The organism is Hymenobacter busanensis (genome assembly GCF_008727865.1).
Classification (GTDB): Bacteria; Bacteroidota; Bacteroidia; order Cytophagales; family Hymenobacteraceae; genus Solirubrum; species Solirubrum busanense.
On record NZ_VTWU01000003.1, the window covers coordinates 655555 to 671663 of the forward strand.

Genomic DNA, 16109 nt, shown 5'->3' on the forward strand with positions numbered 1-16109 from the left:
CCTTCCGTCCCCGCTTTTATTGCTTGCTTCAGCTCAACAGCTCACCTACTCCTTCGCCCAATTCAAACGCGTCGGCGTCTTGCAGGGCCGGGAAACGGCTGCGGTAGGCCACCAGGTCGGCGCGGCGCAGGGTGCGCGTGATGCTGGTTTCCTGGTTGCCCACCTCCACCAGATACTCGCCCTTCATGTCGAGCAGGGCCGAGTCGCCTTCGTACATCTGGCTGCTGGCATCGATGCCCACGCAGTTGACGCCCATGGTGTAGGCCAGGTTTTCCATGGCACGGGCCCGCAGCAGCGTCATCCAGGCGGTGCGGCGCACGGCGGGCCAGTTGGCTACGTACAGCAACAGGTCGTAGGGCGCGTGCATGTCGTTGCGGCTCCACACGGGGAAGCGCAGGTCGTAACAGATAAGCGGGCAGATGCGCCAACCGCGCCATTCTTCGATGAGGCGGCGCTGCCCCGGCGTGTATACCTCGTGTTCCCCGGCCATGCGGAACAGGTGGCGCTTGTCGTAGTGGCTGTACGAGCCATTGGGGCGCACCCACAGCAGGCGGTTGTAGAAATGGCCGTCTTCGTGTACCATGGCACTGCCGGTAATCACGGCGTCGCGCTTGGCGGCTAGGTCACGCATCCAGGCCAGGGTTGGGCCGTCGGCCGGTTCGGCATGCTCGGCGGCCTGCATGCTGAAGCCGGTAGGAAACATTTCGGGCAGTACCACCAAATCGGTGGGAATGGAAATTTCGCTGACGAAACGGGCCAATTCCGCACGGTTGGCATCGGGCTCATGCCACTGCAAAGCAGCCTGCACAAACGAAACAGTGAGGTCGGACACGGTAAAAAAGGGAAAAAGCAGATTGGCAAGAAAGAAAGTTTTTCCTGAATAAACCCAATTGCTTTAGAAAAGTCAAGTGCCTGAAGTTCCTTCTGCTCCATTACAGGGAGCAGCACTACCGGCTAGCTTGGGGCCCAGGTGCGGGCTTGTGGGCACTGGGAAGCAGCAGATGAAGCGACGCGGACGCAGGGTTATACCTGAAGCAAGCGTTCGGCCGCCGCACGCAGGGTAGCATCCTGCTTGGCAAAGCAGAAGCGAATCAGGCCGTGGTCGGTGTGGTCGTGGTAGAACGCCGACACGGGCACCACGGCCACGCCGGTTTCGGTGGTGAGGCGGCGGGCAAAGGCCGCGTCATCGAGGCCGGGCGCAATGCGGTGGTAGCGGGCCAGCTGAAAATAGGAGCCGGCGGTGGGCAGCAGCTCGAAGCGCGAACCGCGCAACAACTCGCCAAACAGGTCGCGCTTGGCTTGCATGAAAGCCGGCAGCTCCTCGTAGTGCGCGGCTTCGTCGATAACGTCGGCAATGGCCAGCTGGGCCAGGGTGCTCACGCTGAAGGTTACAAATTGGTGCACACGGCGCACTTCGGCGCTCAAGGCCGGCGGGGCCACGCAGTAGCCCACTTTCCAGCCCGTGGCGTGGTACGTTTTGCCGAACGATGACAGCACAAACGCCCGCTCGCGCAACTGTGGGTACTGCAGCGCCGAGCGGTGCGGCTGCCCGTCAAACGTCATGTGCTCGTACACTTCGTCGGAGAGCAGCAGGGCGTGCGTGGGCGCCAGAATAGCGGCCAGCTGCTGCCAGTCGTCGTCGGAAAAAACGGCGCCGCTGGGGTTGTGCGGCGTATTCACCATCACCAGCCGGGTGCGCGGCGTGATGGCCGCCGCTATCCGCTGCCAGTCGGGTTGAAACGAAGGAGCCGTGAGCGGAACGTACACCGGCCGGCCGCCCTGCAGCCGAATGGCCGGGCCGTAGAGGTCGTAGGCGGGCTCCAGCACCAGCACTTCGTCGCCGGGCTGCACCACGGCGGCCAGCACGGCATACAGCGCTTCGGTAGCGCCGCTGGTAATGGTAATGTCGGTAACCGGGTCGGGCGCGGGCACGCCGTAGACGCGGGCGGTTTTGGCGGCTATTCGCTCGCGCAGTTGCGGCAGGCCGGGCATGGGCGCGTACTGATGCTGCGGGCCGTGCGCGTGGTGGGCCAGGGCCTCGGTAAGGGCCGTGGGTGGGTTGAAATCGGGGAAGCCCTGGGCTAGGTTAATGGCGCCGTGCTCGGTCGCCAGCTGCGTCATGACGGAGAAAATGCTGGTGCCCACGTCGGGCAGCTTGGAGGTCAGCATTGGCGAGAAATGATGAGGAGAAGCGGGAAGTTAAAACAGCAAATGATGCGCCGACGCGGCCGCAAACCGGATGCGGAACGTGGTGCCTTCGCCCACGCGGCTGTGCACCTCCAGGTGCCCGCCGTGGCTTTGCACGATGCGGTGCACCAAATACAGCCCCATGCCCGAGCCTTCCACGTGGGGGTGGAAGCGGCGGAACATCTGAAACAGCTGCGGACCAAAGCGCTCCAAGTCGATGCCCAGGCCGTTGTCTTGCACGCTCAGGATGGTATGGCCGTCGAGGTGCTCGGTCCAGAGGCGGATGCGGGGCGGGCGCTGCGGATCGGCGTAGCGCACGGCGTTGCTGAGCAGGTTGAAAAGCACGCTCTGCAGGTTGGGCCGCACAAACTGCACCGTCGGCGCGGCGCTGAAATCGGCGGACACTTCGGCGCCGGCAGCCGTCAGCTGTTCCCGAATGCTGTCGAGCACTTCGGCCACGAGCTGCGGCAAGTCCACGGCTTCGGGCGGTACCTGCTGCCGCGCTTTCTGCACCTGCACCAGTTCCGTGAGGTCGTTGATGGTGCCGTGAATCTGCTGCAGGGCGCGCTCAAACATGGCCGTGAGCTTGGTGGCGTCGGGGTCGCGGAACTGGGCCGAGCGGGTCAGCTCGTGGAAGATGCCTGCCATGTTGTTGATGGGCTGCTTAAGGTCGTGCGAAGCCGTGTACACAAAGCCGTCGAGGTCTTGGTTGATGCGGCGCAGCTCGGTATTCTGCTCGGCCAGGGCGGTGGCCAGTTCCTTTTGCTCGTGAATGTCGGTGCAGGTGCCGAACCACTGTACCACCGCACCCTGCGCGTTGTGCAGCGGTACCGCCTGCCCAATAAACCAGCGGTAGAGGCCAGTGCTCCGCTCGCGCAGGCGGTACTCCACGCGGCAGGTGGTGCCGGCCAGCATGGCTTCGCGAAACAGCTCCAGGCAGGGCATCAGGTCGTCGGGGTGCACGATCAGGCTGTAGTCCATTTCGTGGCGGAAGTCTCCCAGCCCGTAGCCGATGTAGTCGAGCCAGCGCTGGTTGAAGTAGCTGGGGCGCGATTCGGCGTCGATAACCCACACCAACTGCGGAATGCTTTCGGCCAGCAGGCGAAATTCGGCCTCGCGGCGCTGCAGCTGTTCCTGTAGCTCCCGTTGCTCGTGAATGTCCACGGTCACGCCGTACCAGCGGTGCACTTCCCCATTGGGCTCGAAAGCCGGCACCGCCCGCGACAGGTGCCAGCGGTATTCGCCGTCGTGGCGGCGCAGGCGTACCTCGCCTTGCCAGGGCACCCGCTGGCGCTGGGCTTCCTGAAATGCGGCGCGGCTGCTTGGCAGGTCGTCGGGGTGGAGAATATCGGTGCGCTCCTGCGCCGGCATCACGTCGGCGGGCTGGCCGATGTACTCGTACCACTGCGGCGAGCGGTACTCGGGCCGCCCGTCGGGGTGGGTGATGAACACGATGTAGGGCGAGGCTTCCACCATGGTGCGGAACTGCTCGTCGCGCCGGTATACCTCGGTTTCCAAGCTTTCGGCCTGCTGGCGGGCACGCACTTTGTCGGTTACATCCACGGCAAACACCAGCAGCCCCTGCACCTGCTGCCGCTCGTCGCGCAGGGCCTGCAGCGTGAAGTTGAGGTAGTGCCGGGCAGTGGTGCCAGCCGGGGTAAGCACATCGAGGGGATATTCTTCGCGCAGGGCCGTTTGGCCGGTGCGAAACACTTCGTTCAGCAACTCCAGCACGCCTTGCTGCCGCAACTCGGTTACGGTTTCGGCAATGGGCCAGCCTACCCGCAGGCGGCCGCCAAACAAATCGAGCAAGCCGGGGGTGGCAAAGCCGCAAATGTGCTCGGGGCCGAGCAGCGTGCACAAGTGCGCCGGCACCTGCCCCAGAATCTGCTGTAGCTCCCGGTCTTTCTGCACCAGGCGCTGCTGGGTGCGCTTAGAGTCGTCGATGTCGGTGTCGGTAGCAAACCACTTAACCACTTGCCCGCCCGCGTCGCGCAGTGGCAGGGCCTGGCCCAGAAACCAGCGGTAGGCTCCGTGGCGCGAGCGAAGCCGGTATTCGAGGGTGAAATACTCGCCGGTGGCCAACGACCGGCTCCAGCGCTGCTCCCAGCGCGGCCAGTCGTCGGGGTGCACCACGTGGTGCCATATGTCGGCAGCCGGGTGCGGCTCGGGCTGGTAGCCGGTGTAGTCGGTCCAGCGCTGGTTGAAATAGTCGGGCTGACCGGCGGCATCGGCCGTCCACACCAGCTGGGGAATAAACTCGGTGAGAAACCGGAATTGCTCCTGCTGGCGCTGGGTTTCGGCCACGGCGGCCACGGCCGTGCGTTGGTTCAGCAGCTGGTCGGTTACGTCGAGCCCCGACATCAGCACGCCGGTAATTACCCCGTCGGCGTCGCGCAGGGGGTGGAGCGACAGGTCGAGTTGGCGCGGCGCGGCATCGGGAGCGGCGTGAAGAGGCCGGGCGCGTATTCCTTCGAGGTGGCGCGGCTGGCCGGTGCGGTACACCTCGCCGAACAGCGCCAGCAGGTGGGGGCCGGGGCTGGGGTGGGCCTGGCGGGCGGGCTGGCCCAGCGAGTCGTCGGTGAGGAACTGCCGGGCCAGCGCTGAGGCGTATTCCACCACGTGTTCGGGGCCGTGCAGCACCACCAAGTGCAGGGGCAGCTGGTCGAGCTGCCGCAGCAGGCGGCGGTCCTGCTCGCGCTGCTGGTCGCGCTGGGTCTGCTGGTCGTGGATGTCGGTGATAGAGCCCACCCACCGCACTATCTGGCCCTGCTCGTTGCGCTGGGCGGTGGCGCGCACCATGCACCAGCGGTACTCTTGGCTGGCGGCGTGGTAGAGGCGGTAAATGAACTCGGGGTTTTCGCCCGTGAGCTGGCACTGCGCCCAGCGCGCCAGGGTAGAAGTGTGGTCGTCGGGGTGCACGGCGTTCAGCCAGCCTATGCCGAAGCTGTCGGCTTCGCTGCGGCCGGTGAAGTGCCGCCAGCCCGCGTTGGTGTAATCGACAGCACCGGTTTCGTCGGCCGTCCAAATCATTTGGGGCACGCGCTCGGTGAGCAGTCGGAAGCTGGTTTCGCTCTGGCGCAGGGCCCGCTCGGCGGTGCGCTGGGCCGTTACGTCCTGCATAGCCCCCAGCAGGCGCAGCGGCTGGCCCTCGTCGTCGCGCACAATGTAGGCGCGGTTGTTTACCTCGGCCCACGAGCCGTCGGCGCGGCGCAGGCGGTACTCGAGGCGCATCACCTCGGCCGTACCGTGCATCGCCTCGTCGAAATGGGCCTGCACCTGCGCGGCATCGTCGGGGTGCAGCTGCTGGCGCCAGAAGTCGAGCGTGTCGGTGTCGTTGGGGGCCGCGAAGCCGAACTGCTGTTCAAAGGTGTCGTTGTACCACACGCGCCCGGTCGCCACGTCCAGCTCCCACACCACGTCGTGGGTGGCGCGGGCCAGCAGTTGAAACGATTCGCGGTTGAGCGCGCCCTGTTGCTCGGTCTGCACGAGGCGCGTCACGTCTTCGGCCCGCACCAGCAGGTGGCGCAGGTCGCCGGCGGGCGTAAACAGCGGCCGCACGAGGCCCTTCCAGTAACGCACGCCGTAGCGGCCGTCGGGGCGCTGCACATCGTAGCGCTGCGGCGCCACCGTTTGGGGGCGCCGCTGGCGCACGGCTTCCTCGATGCTGCGCTGCCACGGGGCCACGCGCAGGCCGTCGGGGTTGGGCGGAAATGCTTCCTCCAGCGGCTGGCCGATCCACTCGGCGGCGGGGCGGCCCATGGTTTCGCAAAACGCGTCGTTTACGGCCTCGATTACCAACGCCGGGCTGAGCACGACGTGGGGCACCACGAGGGCGTTGAAGACGAGCTCAAAGTCGGGATTGGGAAACGAAGCGGGCATGAACGCAAGCAGCCGGGGCGTATCCGGCGGGCACCCACCAAAGGTAACCAGCCGGGGCCTGGCATTTGAGTTGCCAGGCAGAAACCAAGCGGCACGCAGGAAATATATGGTAACTATTTAAGACGATGGCAGTATATGGCAGGTGCAGGGCTTGTACCGCGCCTGCTACTGCTTCGCTTATGTTGGATTTCGTACGTCCCGATGGTTCGGTTTTTCTGAGCGTGGAGCGCGACCGGGAACGGCAGTGGGTGTATGCCCGCTGGCAAGGCCTGCAAACCCTGGAAACCGTTCAGCAGGGCGGCTTGGCGTATGTGCAGATGCTGCACGACGAACCTTGTCCGCGCCTGCTCAACGACCACACCGACTTGATTGGCTCGTTTTCCGAGGCCAACGAGTGGATTGCTCAGGAGTGGACGCCGCAGATACTGGGCGCGGGCCTGCGCTATTTTGCCCAGGTATTGTCGCCGGGCATTTTCGCGCAGGTGTCGTTGGCCGACCTGCACCAACGCATTGGCGACCAGTTTGAACTGCGCTTGTTTCCCGACGTGGAAACGGCCAGCGAATGGCTGCTGAGCACACCTTTGGCTGTGCCGCCGACTGCCCAGCCGGCCGGGGTATAACCTTTTGGCCGCGCCGGCCGTTCAGAGCTGATTCGTTTCTGCCTATTGCCCCTCTCATGGCCCTTCGCCTGTTGCACGAAGACCACACGCTCACTATTTCCTACGATTACCTCAACGATTGGCTGTACGTCGATTGGCAGGCGCATCAGGATTTGCTGTCGGTGCAGGCCGGGTGCTTAAAAATGCTTGAACTGCTGAAGGTTGAGCGGTGCCGCAAGGTGCTCAACGACAACCGCCGGGTGCAAACCATCTGGTCGGAAGCGGCGGAGTGGGGCGGCCGGGTCTGGTTTCCGGCCATGGCCGAGGGCGGCTTGGAGTACTTCGCGTGGGTGTATTCGCCCAACATCTACAGCCGCCTCAGCACCGACCTCACCCTGCAACACACCCTTAAGCCCGTGGTGGTGGCCTTCGACAACATCGACACCGCAACGTCCTGGCTGAAGCAAATGTAGGCGGGCACCCACAGCGGAGTGAGCAGCTGGCAACCATTGATTGCGGGCCCAAACCGCCAAGGGGAAAGCACTGCGCGGGCAACTTCTGGAGGCTGGGCGAGTATGACGTAGGATGAAATTTCATCCTAACCATCTGCTACCTATGAAATTGCGCCTCACTTCCCTTTGGGCTTTCTGCCTCGCGGTTCTGCTGGGTAGTTGCTCGCCGGCCGTCAACGTGGAGCAACGCAGCGGCGTCGACTTCAGTCAGTACCGCACGTTTGCCATAGCCGAAACCGAGGTGAAAACCCAGGGCACCACCCGCCCGGTTCTCACCAGTTCCATCACCGACGCCACCATTGCCCAAGCCATCGAGAGCGAAATGGCCAAGCGCGGCATCACCCGCACCGAAGGCCAGCCCGACTTTTTTGTCTCGACGCACCTGTACGTGGAAGATGCCGAGCGCGTGGTGGCCAACCCCACTGGGCCGTCGCAACTGGTTACCTACCCGTACCTGGTGCGCTACCGCGGCGCCCTCATTCCGGTAAACTACAGCTACTGGTACACGCCCGCCTACAGCGGCTCGCACACCGAAACCTACCAGGAAGGCACGATGGTGCTCGACATCATCGACGCCAAAACCAACAACCTCGTGTGGCGCGGCACCATCATCGACCCCCTCAACGACCCCTCGCGCCTGGGCAAGCAGTTTGCCGAAGCCGCCCGCGACATCCTCGATAAGTTTCCGGTGGAGAAAAAATAAGCCGGCCCGAAGCTGCTGCGTGGGCTGGATTGCCGGTATTTTTTAGGGGAGACAACCACCCTGCCCCCGCTGCTGGCGGGGCGCTACGGGCACTGCGCAGGGCAAATGGCTACTTGCGGCAGTAGTACCATCCGCGGGCCAAACGGCCTACGAAGCGGCTGAAACGCATGAACAACCGGTTTGGGAAAGGCAATCCTCACCGGTAAGCAACGCATTTGCGGGCAACAAGGCAAGGCCTTGGCGCTGAGCTTGACGCAGCCAGAACACAACCAGCCGAGTGCGTAGGGTTGCACTCTGGATGGGGTAAATGGGTAATGGTTTGATAATCTGATGGCTAAAGGCTGATTTTGGAAATCGAACGGCACTATTTTTCCAGCGCAAAAGTTTGCTATGCCGAAGGCCGAGAGGTCTTTAGTTTGAAATAGCGCAGAAAGCCGCTGCCCCGTGGGCCGCGGCTTTTTTCGTTGTCGCGGGTCTTCCCAACAGGCTAGTCGGTTTCGATGCGCGAGGTGCGCTGGGTGTCGGGCATGCGCCAGTACACCAGCAGCGAAAAAGCCGCGCAGGCCGTTACGTACCAGTAAAACCACGCCTCTACGCCCCAGTCTTTGAGCTGCAGCGCCGCGTATTCGGCCGAACCGCCGAAAATAGCGACGGTGAGGGCGTAGGGCAGGCCCACGCCCAGGGCGCGGATTTCGGCAGGAAACAGCTCGGCCTTTACTACGGCGTTGATGGCGGTATAGCCGCTCATGATGAACAGCGCCACTACCAGCAGGCTAAAAGCGGCCAATGCACTGTGCGCCTGGCCCAGCAAGGTCATCAGCGGCACGGTGCCCAGGGTGGCGCCCACGCCGAAAAACAGCAGCACCGGCCGCCGGCCCACGCGGTCGGAGAGGGCGCCCATGAGGGGCTGCATGAGCAGGGCCATGGCCAGCGCCCCGAAGGAAATCAGCGTTGCCTGGTCTTTACTGAATCCGGCGGTATTGACGAGGAATTTCTGGGCGTAGGTGGTGAAGGTGTAGAACACCAGCGTGCCGCCGAGCGTGAGGCCCACCACAGTGAGTACCTCGCGCGGGTGTTGCCAGAGCAGTTGCAGCTTGCTGGGGGTAGGCACGGCTTCGGCGGGCGCAGCATCAATGGGGCCCGCCGATTGCTGCTGCACGAAGGCATCGGTTTCGTCCATGCTGCGGCGCAAGTACAGCGCCGACAGCGCCGCCGCCGCCCCAATAACAAAGGGCACACGCCAGCCCCAGTCGTACAGCTCGGCCTCGGTGAGGCGGTTTTGCAGGCCCAGCTGCACCAGCAAAGCCAGCAGTTGTCCGGCCAGCAGCGTCACGTACTGAAAGCTGGAAAAGAAGCCCCGGTTGCGCTGGTCGGCCATTTCGCTCAGGTAGGTGGCCGAGGTACCGTACTCGCCGCCCACGCTCAGGCCTTGCAGCAGCCGCGCCAGCACCAGCAGGGCTGGCGCCGCCGCGCCAATGGTGGCGTAGCCGGGCGTGAGGGCAATGAGCAAAGAGCCCGCGCACATCAGCAGTACCGATACCAACAGCGCGGCTTTGCGACCGTGGCGGTCGGCGTACACGCCCATCAGCCAGCCACCGAGCGGGCGCATCAGAAAGCCCACCGCAAACACGGCGGCCGAGTTGAGCAACTGAAGCGTGAGGTTGCCTTTCGGGAAAAACGCCGGCGCGAAATACAAGGCAAACGCCGAGTATACGTACCAGTCGTACCACTCCACGAGGTTGCCGATGGAGCCGCTGACGATGGAGCGGATGCGCGAGGACATGGTGCGCGACACGGTGGCGGGGCTGGTGGGCATGGAGAAGCGAAAATGGCGCCGCAAGATGGGCCTTCGGAAAGAAACAGCCGGCCGCTTAACCGACGGCGCCGGGCGCTGGGCGGCCCGAAAAAAATCTACCTACGGTAGGGGCCGGGCCGAGGGCAAATACCGACGCCACGCAATCCGGCTAGCTCAACCGTGCCGTAGATGCCGCCAACTCTCCAACATCCTCACCATTTCCCTACCATGAAAAAGCATCTGCTTTCCCTCGCTTTCGTTGCCCTGCTCGGCGCCGCTTCCGCTACCTCAACTTCGGCTCAAGCCAAAATGACCCCGGCCGGCACCGTTATGGTGGGCGGCGAGGCGATGTACGCCAACAAAAACATTGTGGCCAACGCGGTGAATTCGAAAGACCACACCACGCTGGTAGCCGCCGTGAAGGCCGCTGGCCTCGTGGAGACGCTGCAGGGCAAGGGCCCCTTCACGGTTTTCGCCCCGACCAACAACGCTTTTGCTGCCCTGCCCGCTGGCACCGTGGAAACGTTGGTACGGCCCGAAAACAAGGCCACGCTCACCAAAATCCTGACTTACCACGTGGTAGCCGGCAACATGACGGCCGATAAAATCCTGGCCGCCATCAAAGCCGGTAAAGGCACGGCCGCGCTGAAAACCGTGAGCGGCGGCACGCTGACGGCCACCATGAACGGCCCAAAAAACGTGGTGCTGACCGACGAGAAAGGCAACGTGTCGTGCATCTCGACCTACGACGTAATCCAGAGCAACGGTGTGATTCACGTCATCGACAAAGTGCTGATGCCCAACTAATATCAGCGCCGGTCTGAAAGCCGGAACCGCCCGCCGATTTCTGGATTCAGGAATCGGCGGGCGGTTTTTATTGCCTGAAAACCCAGTTCGTTATGCGGAGTGTGAGCGAAGTATCTCGCGGGCTGACACTGGGGAGGAACTAGGATTGAAGTAAACACGCAAGCTGCTTCGGCGGCGCCGCGGTATGACGGTTGTGTATATCCTTCCTAGCATCCCCGGCGCCAGCCTCTTCCGCTGCGCCGCAGGGCCGCCCGGTTGCAAATGCCGCCGCTGCGGGGCAGCTTTACGGGTAATGCTCCGCTTCACGCTTTCCCTTGCGGGAGCCGCCACGCTGCTGGCCGCTTCTGCCGCGGCCCAGTCGCTGCCCGTGCTCGACCAAAACCGGCCCGCGCTGCGCTGGCAGCAAATCCGCACGCCGCACTTCCGCGTCATCTACCCCGAGGGGTTTGCGGCGCCCGCCCAGCGCACGGCCCGGCGGCTGGAGCAGGTGCACGACGCCGGTGGCGCGTCGTTGGGTGTGTTGACGCACCGGCTGCCGGTGGTGCTCCAAACGCAGACCACCGTTGGCAACGCCTTCGTGACGTTTCTGCCCTGGCACGCCGAGTTTTTCACCACGCCGCCGCAGCAGCTCTCGGTCGGCACCGTCGACTGGCTCGACGGGTTGGTGGCGCACGAGTTTCGGCACGCGGCGCAGTTCAGCAAAGCCCGGCAGGGGCTGGGGCGCGTGCTCTACCCGCTGTTCGGCGACGGCGCGCTGGGCGTCATGTCGGTGGGCATGCCGCAGTGGTTTTTCGAGGGCGACGCCGTGGGCAACGAAACTGCCCTCACGCGCAGCGGCCGGGGCCGCATGCCCGATTTCGGCGCGGGCCTGCGCAGCAACCTGCTGGCCGGCCGCCGCTACGACTACCAGAAGGCCGCGTGCGGCTCGTTTCGCGACCAAGTGCCGAACTGGTACGAGCTGGGCTACTTCCTGACCTCGTACCTGAAAACCCACTACGGTCCCGCGGTGTGGGACGCGGCCCTCGACCACTACTACAAATTTCCGTTTTACCCGTTCTCGTTTTCGGCCGGCATCCGGCACGCCACCGGCCTGCGCGTGGAAGACGTGTACGCCCGCAGCATGGCCGAGCTGGACTCCACCTGGCGCGTGCAGCAGCAAGGCCTGCAACTCACCGATGCGCACGATTTCGGCGGGCAGGCCGGCACCAAAATCTTCACCAACTACCAGTATCCGCAGTACCTGACCGACAGCTCGGTGCTGGCCGTGAAAAGCGGGCTGGGCGACATCGCGCAGTTTGTGCTGCTGAGCCGCAACGGGAAGCAGGAGCGGAAAGTGTTCGTGCCCGGCCTCGTTAATTTTCCCGAAATGCTGTCGGTGGCGGCTGGCAAGGCCGTGTGGCCGGAGTTTCGCAACCACCCGCGCTGGGGCCAGCAAGTGTATTCCGAGCTGCGCATTCTGGACGTAGCCAGCGGCCAGCTCACACGCCTCACCACGCGCACCCGCTACACCGGCGCGGCCCTCTCGCCCGACGGCCTGCGCCTCGTGGCCACCACCACCGACTCGGCCTACCACCACCGTCTCGTGCTGCTCGATGCCCGCACCGGCGCCGTGCAGCAAACCCTGCCGAACCCCGAAAACGACTTTTACCTGCAACCGCGCTGGACGCCCGACGGCCGGCAACTGGTTGCCGTCACGCTCCGGCGCGGCGGCAAAACCATCGAAGTCCTCGACCCCGCCACCGGTGTGGCCCGCGCCCTGCTGCCGGTGGCCAACGTGAACCTTTCGAACCCGCAGCCCTGGGGCGAGTACGTGCTGTACAACTCGCCGCAGTCGGGTATCGACAATGTGTATGCCGTGCACACCGGCACCGGCCAGACGTACCAGGTAACCAGCCGCGCCATTGGCGCCTACCACGCCGCCGTAGCGCCCGGCGGCCGCCACCTCGCTTTCCACGACCAACGTGCCCAGGGCAGCCGCGTCGTGGAAATGCCACTGGAGCCGGCCACCTGGCAGCCCGTTGCGCCGCCCGCCGCCGATGCCCCGCAGCCCTACGTGCAAACCCTAGCAGCCCGTGACCCCGGCACTAAGCAAGTGGGCGAGCTGCTGCCACCCGCCGATTCGGCGCAAACCGCTGCTGCATTTCCCGCGACGCCGTATTCGCCGCTGCGCCACGCGTTCAACGTGTTCAGCTACGGGCTGGTGCAGAGCCCGGCCGGCAACGGGCTGAGCGTGGGCGTTCGGTCGCAGGACTTGCTGAACACCACGCAGGCCATTGCGGGCGTGAGCTACGACCAGACCGAGCGCACGGCCGCACTCTTTACCGGCGTGAGCTACCAGGGCCGCTTTCCCATTTTCGACGTGGACCTGACGCACGGCGGACGCAACGCGGGCATCGTTTATCAAGGGCAGATTTACCGGGACCAGTGGCGTAGCACGCAGCTCACGGCCGGCCTGCGGCTGCCGCTCACCCTCACGCGCTCCAAGTATTTGCAGGCCCTGAGCCTGGGTGTGTACTACCTGCACGAAGAAGTGAACGGCTACGAGCTGCCGGCCCGCTTCCTCTCCGACGTCGGCCCCAATAACCCGCTGAACGCCGTGCAAACCACCTTCACCTACGCCCGGCAGCTCAAGCAAAGTGCCCGCGACGTGGGGCCGCGCTGGGGCGAAAGCGTGCTGCTGACGTGGCGCACCACGCCCTTTGGGCAGGGCCTCGATGCCACGCAGCTCGCGGCCCTGGGCAGCGTGTACTTGCCCGGCCTGGGCAAGCACCATAGCATTCGGCTGCGCGGTGGCTACCAGCGGCAGCGGCAGCGCGAGTACCAGTTTGCGGCGGCCGTGTCGTTTCCGCGCGGCAACGGCTACGTGAGCTTCGACCGCCTGGCCACCGCCAGCCTCGACTACCGCCTGCCCCTGGCCGACACGCACTGGAGCCTGGGCCGCTGGCTGTACGTGCAGCGCTTTAAGGCCGTGGGTTTCGCCGATGTAGCGCAGGGCCGCAACGTGGACCGGTTTGTGGGCCGCTACAACTACCGCACGGTGGGCGTAAGCGGCTCGGTGGTGTTCAACTTTCTGCGCCTGCGCACCCCGCTCGAAACCGGCCTGCGCGCTACCTACGACACCTACCGCAAGACCTGGCAAATCGACCCGCTGGTGCTCGATATCGGAATTTAGAGCTACGTGAAAAGCACGGGCCAAAACCGAATTCGGTCAAAGCATCAATGCCCCGTTTGGCGTTACCGGACGGGGCATTGGTGCGAAACGGCGTAGGGTGTGCGGCTAGGCGCCCGGCTTCAGCAGCTGCGGAAATTCCTTGGCGAATTTGTTGAAGCGCGGCGTCGAGACGTTGCGCACGTAGGGGTCGTTGGGGTTGTTATGGAAGTAGTCTTGGTGGTAGCGCTCGGCCGGGTAAAAAACCTTGAACGGCACTACCTGTGTCACGACCGGGTTGGGGTAGCGGTGCGAGGCATTTACCCGCTTGATTTCGGCTTCAATCTGCTGCTTTTCCTGCGGGGTGCGGTAGAAGGCAATCGAGCGGTATTCGTCGCCGGCATCGGGGCCCTGGCGGTTGAGCGTAGTAGGGTCGTGCTGCACGAAGAACACCCGCAACAGCGTGGCGTAGCTGATGACTTTGGGGTCATAGTACACCTGCACGGCCTCGGCGTGGCCGGTGCCGCCGCCGTACACCTGCTCGTAGGTGGGGCTGACGGTGGTGCCGCCCGCGTGGCCCGAAATAACCGTGCGCACGCCCTTCAGGCTTTCGTACACGTGCTCGGTGCACCAGAAGCAGCCGCTGGCAAAGGTGGCCACAGCCTCGCCGGGCTGTTGTTTGGGCAGCGTGGCAAAGCTATGGTCGCGGCCGTCGGCCTGGGCCAGGGCAGCAGTTACGGGGTTGCCCGAGCCGGCGTCGCAGCTGGCAGCGCCCATGGCCGTCAGCAGCAGAATAAACAAGCGTTTCATCATGATAGGAAAACGTACGAGCCGCGTATTTGATTCGGTTCGCGCTACATCCCCTTCAGGTGCCAATTTCCAGTTGCACGTCGCCGCCCACGGGGTAGCCGGTGCAGGTAAGGACCAGGCCGCGGCTTAGGTCGCGCTCGGTCAGCACTTCATTGACGCTCATCCAAACTTGGCCGGCGGTGCAGCGGGCCACGCAGTTGCCGCAGCGGCCGGCCTCGCAGCTGTAGGGCAATACCAAACCCTGGGCGCGGGCGGCCTGCAAAATGGTGCGCGGGTACTCCGCCTCGAACGTGTGCGCCTGCCCGCGCAGCTGCACCGTTACGCGGTGCGCGGCGGTGTCGGGCGGCACGGTGTGGGGCACGGTGGCGGCTTCGGTGTTGAACAACTCGCGCCGCAGATTGTCGCGCGGCAGACCCAACTCGCGCAGGCCGTAGGTGCCCATGCGCATGTAGTTCAGTGGGCCGCAGAGGTAGGCCAGCGTGGCAGCCAGCGGCGCCGATACATGCTGGCGCACGAGGGTTTTCAGCAGCTCCTTGTGCAGGTGGGCGCGGTTCAGGTCGGGGTCGTTGCTGAACAGCCACTCGATGTGCAGCCGCGCGGGAAACTGCCGGCCCAGCTGGTGCAAGGCATCGTGGAAGATGGCATCGGCGGGCGTGCGGTTGCTGTAGACGAGCAGCACGCGCAACTGCTGGTGGCCGTGCAGGGCGGTTTTGAGCAGCGCAAACAAGGGCGTGATGCCGCTGCCGGCCGCCAGCAGTATCAGCTGTTGGTAGTCGGCCGCGTTGGCGGGCAGGGTGAAGAAACCGCCCACGCCGCTGCTCACCAGCAGGTCGCCGGGCTGGGCACGGTCGACGAGCAGGCGCGAGAACAGGCCGTTGGGCACGCGCTTGACGGTAATGGCCAGCGGCTCGTTGAGCACCGGCGCCGAGCTGATGGAATAGGAGCGGCGCACGGCGTGGGGGGCCTCGGGGGCGGGGCGCACCAGCGTGAGGTACTGGCCGGCCTGGTAGGGCAGCGGCAGGCCGTCGGTGGGCTCGAGGAAGAAGGTTTTGGCGTCGGGCGCTTCGGAGCGAATTGCGCTGATGCGCAGCGTGCGGGAGGGGGAGTGGGGAATGGTGGCGGCTTCGGCGGGCATGTTGCAACATACGGCACGCCGCGCACGGGAGCGAAAGCCGCCCCAGCAGCGGCCCACAAAAAGCCCCGATCAACGGGCGTTGAAAGGGGCGGTTGCTCTGGCGGAAATCCGGTGGCTTACTGCTGGGCATCGTTGACGGGCTTGCCCTGCGCATGCAGGTTAGCGGCCACCAGTTTGTCGGGAACCACGTTGCTGACGGCCACTTGCACCTTGTTCATGAAGCTCGACACTACTTTGGCCTTGCCAGCCAGCAGGGCTTCGTGGCTGTCCTTGGCCACGTCGGCTGGGTTGGCCTTGCTGCCCTCTGCCACCAGCTTGGAGCGTTCCATGTCGGCCTTGCGGAAGAAGTCGGTATCCGTCACCCCTGGCAGCAGCGCCGGGATGGTGACGCCCGAGTCCTTGGTTTCCTCCCAAATGGCCTCGGTAAACGACGTGACGAAGGACTTGGTGCCGTGGTACATCGACTGCAGCGGCCCCGGCAGCATTTTGCCGATGCTCGATACCTGCAGAATGTTGCCGCTACCCCAAATG

General features: G+C 64.6%; 12 protein-coding genes. 5 read left to right on the forward strand and 7 right to left on the reverse strand.

The window, feature by feature from the left end; translation table 11 throughout:
- Window positions 1–28 precede the first annotated feature (28 nt).
- From F0P96_RS10790 to F0P96_RS10800, 3 genes are all read right to left on the reverse strand, one after another.
- Window positions 29–832, reverse strand: a complete 804-nt coding sequence (locus F0P96_RS10790; RefSeq protein ID WP_151078868.1) for an amidohydrolase — start codon at window positions 830–832, stop codon at window positions 29–31.
- Window positions 833–1023: 191 nt separating this feature from the next.
- A complete protein-coding gene (locus F0P96_RS10795; protein ID WP_151078869.1) occupies window positions 1024–2169 on the reverse strand; it encodes a methionine aminotransferase in 1146 nt (381 codons plus the stop codon).
- 30 nt (window positions 2170–2199) lie between these two features.
- The gene (locus F0P96_RS10800; protein ID WP_151078870.1) at window positions 2200–6069 is read right to left on the reverse strand and encodes a PAS domain-containing protein; all 3870 of its coding nucleotides are present in this window, start codon (window positions 6067–6069) and stop codon (window positions 2200–2202) included.
- 179 nt (window positions 6070–6248) lie between these two features.
- Here F0P96_RS10800 and F0P96_RS10805 point away from each other — a divergent pair, with 179 nt between their 5' ends.
- From F0P96_RS10805 to F0P96_RS10815, 3 genes are all read left to right on the forward strand, one after another.
- A complete protein-coding gene (locus tag F0P96_RS10805) occupies window positions 6249–6689 on the forward strand; it encodes a hypothetical protein (protein WP_151078871.1) in 441 nt (146 codons plus the stop codon).
- 56 nt (window positions 6690–6745) lie between these two features.
- The gene (locus F0P96_RS10810) at window positions 6746–7141 is read left to right on the forward strand and encodes a hypothetical protein (RefSeq protein WP_151078872.1); all 396 of its coding nucleotides are present in this window, start codon (window positions 6746–6748) and stop codon (window positions 7139–7141) included.
- A 142-nt stretch (window positions 7142–7283) separates the two neighbouring features.
- A complete protein-coding gene (locus tag F0P96_RS10815; protein ID WP_160620196.1) occupies window positions 7284–7883 on the forward strand; it encodes a DUF4136 domain-containing protein in 600 nt (199 codons plus the stop codon).
- A 487-nt stretch (window positions 7884–8370) separates the two neighbouring features.
- Here F0P96_RS10815 and F0P96_RS10820 read toward each other — a convergent pair whose 3' ends face one another.
- The gene (locus F0P96_RS10820; protein WP_151078874.1) at window positions 8371–9699 is read right to left on the reverse strand and encodes an MFS transporter; all 1329 of its coding nucleotides are present in this window, start codon (window positions 9697–9699) and stop codon (window positions 8371–8373) included.
- 207 nt (window positions 9700–9906) lie between these two features.
- Between F0P96_RS10820 and F0P96_RS10825 the strand changes: the two genes are divergently transcribed.
- Entirely contained in the window at window positions 9907–10485 is a 579-nt protein-coding gene (locus F0P96_RS10825; RefSeq protein WP_151078875.1) for a fasciclin domain-containing protein, read from the forward strand.
- Between the two features lie 292 nt (window positions 10486–10777).
- On the forward strand, window positions 10778–13657 hold the full coding sequence (locus F0P96_RS10830) for a TolB family protein (protein WP_151078876.1): 2880 nt from the start codon (window positions 10778–10780) through the stop codon (window positions 13655–13657).
- 105 nt (window positions 13658–13762) lie between these two features.
- On the opposite strand, the gene msrA is transcribed toward F0P96_RS10830, so the two are convergent.
- From msrA to F0P96_RS10845, 3 genes are all read right to left on the reverse strand, one after another.
- Window positions 13763–14443 (reverse strand): peptide-methionine (S)-S-oxide reductase MsrA, encoded by a 681-nt coding sequence (msrA, locus tag F0P96_RS10835; protein ID WP_420840953.1) that lies wholly within the window; start codon window positions 14441–14443, stop codon window positions 13763–13765.
- Between the two features lie 55 nt (window positions 14444–14498).
- Complete coding sequence (locus tag F0P96_RS10840) at window positions 14499–15578, reverse strand: ferredoxin--NADP reductase (RefSeq protein ID WP_151078877.1); 1080 nt, start codon at window positions 15576–15578, stop codon at window positions 14499–14501.
- Window positions 15579–15694: 116 nt separating this feature from the next.
- Window positions 15695–16108 (reverse strand): SDR family NAD(P)-dependent oxidoreductase, encoded by a 414-nt coding sequence (locus tag F0P96_RS10845; RefSeq protein WP_338074391.1) that lies wholly within the window; start codon window positions 16106–16108, stop codon window positions 15695–15697.
- Window position 16109: the final 1 nt, after the last annotated feature.

Bases quoted from the DNA above. Each gene is read 5' to 3' on its own strand.
- F0P96_RS10800 (WP_151078870.1), bottom strand. From the start codon at position 6,069: ATGCCCGCTTCGTTTCCCAATCCCGACTTTGAGCTCGTCTTCAACGCC.
- F0P96_RS10825 (WP_151078875.1), top strand. From the start codon at position 9,907: ATGAAAAAGCATCTGCTTTCCCTCGCTTTCGTTGCCCTGCTCGGCGCC.
- F0P96_RS10795 (WP_151078869.1), bottom strand. From the start codon at position 2,169: ATGCTGACCTCCAAGCTGCCCGACGTGGGCACCAGCATTTTCTCCGTC.
- msrA (WP_420840953.1), bottom strand. From the start codon at position 14,443: ATGAAACGCTTGTTTATTCTGCTGCTGACGGCCATGGGCGCTGCCAGC.
- F0P96_RS10815 (WP_160620196.1), top strand. From the start codon at position 7,284: ATGAAATTGCGCCTCACTTCCCTTTGGGCTTTCTGCCTCGCGGTTCTG.
- F0P96_RS10820 (WP_151078874.1), bottom strand. From the start codon at position 9,699: ATGCCCACCAGCCCCGCCACCGTGTCGCGCACCATGTCCTCGCGCATC.
- F0P96_RS10805 (WP_151078871.1), top strand. From the start codon at position 6,249: ATGTTGGATTTCGTACGTCCCGATGGTTCGGTTTTTCTGAGCGTGGAG.
- F0P96_RS10830 (WP_151078876.1), top strand. From the start codon at position 10,778: ATGCTCCGCTTCACGCTTTCCCTTGCGGGAGCCGCCACGCTGCTGGCC.
- F0P96_RS10840 (WP_151078877.1), bottom strand. From the start codon at position 15,578: ATGCCCGCCGAAGCCGCCACCATTCCCCACTCCCCCTCCCGCACGCTG.
- F0P96_RS10810 (WP_151078872.1), top strand. From the start codon at position 6,746: ATGGCCCTTCGCCTGTTGCACGAAGACCACACGCTCACTATTTCCTAC.